This window comes from Evansella tamaricis (assembly GCF_019042215.1).
In the GTDB taxonomy this organism is placed as follows: domain Bacteria; phylum Bacillota; class Bacilli; order Bacillales; family Salisediminibacteriaceae; genus Evansella; species Evansella tamaricis.
On record NZ_JAHQCS010000175.1, the window covers coordinates 1 to 1,326 of the forward strand.

General features: G+C 45.6%; 3 tRNA genes. All 3 read left to right on the forward strand.

The features are described from left to right. Positions 1–114: 114 nt before the first annotated feature. The 3 genes from KS419_RS21790 (at position 115) to KS419_RS21800 (ending at position 873) form a co-directional block, all read left to right on the forward strand. Positions 115–190, forward strand: a tRNA-Thr gene (locus tag KS419_RS21790). Positions 191–208: 18 nt separating this feature from the next. After that, positions 209–283: transfer RNA gene (locus KS419_RS21795), tRNA-Gln, on the forward strand. A gap of 514 nt (positions 284–797) precedes the next feature. Further along, positions 798–873: transfer RNA gene (locus KS419_RS21800), tRNA-Lys, on the forward strand. Positions 874–1,326: the final 453 nt, after the last annotated feature.

Below are 1,326 nucleotides of genomic sequence, written 5' to 3' on the forward strand. Positions count from 1 at the left end.
AACAAGAAGGTCGAGGAAGCAAGCGAGAGAGGACCGGAACGTACTTTTAGGTACGTGAGGATCTGAAAGAGAGAAGCTGACGAAGAGATTCGCCGTTTATTTTAAACAATATAGGCTGGCCTAGCTCAATTGGTAGAGCAACTGACTTGTAATCAGTAGGTTGGGGGTTCAAGTCCTCTGGCCAGCACCAAAACGCATTATTTTTTGTTGGGCTATAGCCAAGCGGTAAGGCAACGGATTTTGATTCCGTCATGCGCAGGTTCGAATCCTGCTAGCCCAGCCAACTTTTCTGTAAGCATCATGAGTATCATCGAAGAAATAACTACGAGCCATTAGCTAGGAGCAAATCATCGTGAATACGCTGCGACTTGTCTCGACGGATAAGCCTCAGAGGAAAGCAAGTAGAGGAAGAGACACAGTGACATCGGAGCGAAACATCGTCCGTAAGCATCATGAGTATCATCGGAGAAATAACTACGAGCCATTAGCTCAGTGACGAGCGTTACATCTCGAGTTAGCTGCGAGTTGTTTCGACGCACATACAATCGGAGCAATTCTAGCAGAGGAAGAAACAGGTAAGACCACGGAGCGAAACATCGTCCGTAAGCATCATGAAAAATCATTGGAGAAATAACTACGAGCCATTAGCTCAGTGACGAGCGTTACATCACGAGTTAGCTGCGAGTTGTTTCGACGCATACACATCCATGAAAAATCAATAAGAGGAAGAAACAGGTAAGACCACGGAGCGAAACATCGTCCGTAAGCATCATGAATATCATCGTAGAAATAACTACGAGCCATTAGCTCAGTTGGTAGAGCATCTGACTTTTAATCAGAGGGTCGAAGGTTCGAGTCCTTCATGGCTCACCATTTTTATTTTAATGCATATGGTGATAAGAGAATGAGCAAAGCTAGAAGAGGAAGAAACAGGGACTACGGAGCGAAGCATCGTCCGTGAGCTCCATGAAAAGCATCATTGAATATACAACGGGGCCTTAGCTCAGCTACGAGCAGACCTTCATTGAGGATTCTGCGAGTTGTTTCGACGCATATACATCCAAGGGAAATCAAGAAGAGGAAGAAACAGGGACTATGGAGCGAAGCATCGTCCGTAAGCTTCAAGAATAAGCATCACTGAAATAACAACGGGGCCTTAGCTCAGCTACGAGCAGAGCTTCTATGAGGAAAACGTCGAGTTGTTTCGACGCATACACATCCAAGAAAAATCAAGAAGAGGAAGAAACAGGGACTACGGAGCGAAGCATCGTCCGTAAGCTTCAAGAATAAGCATCACTGAAATAACAACGGGGCCTTAGCTCAGCT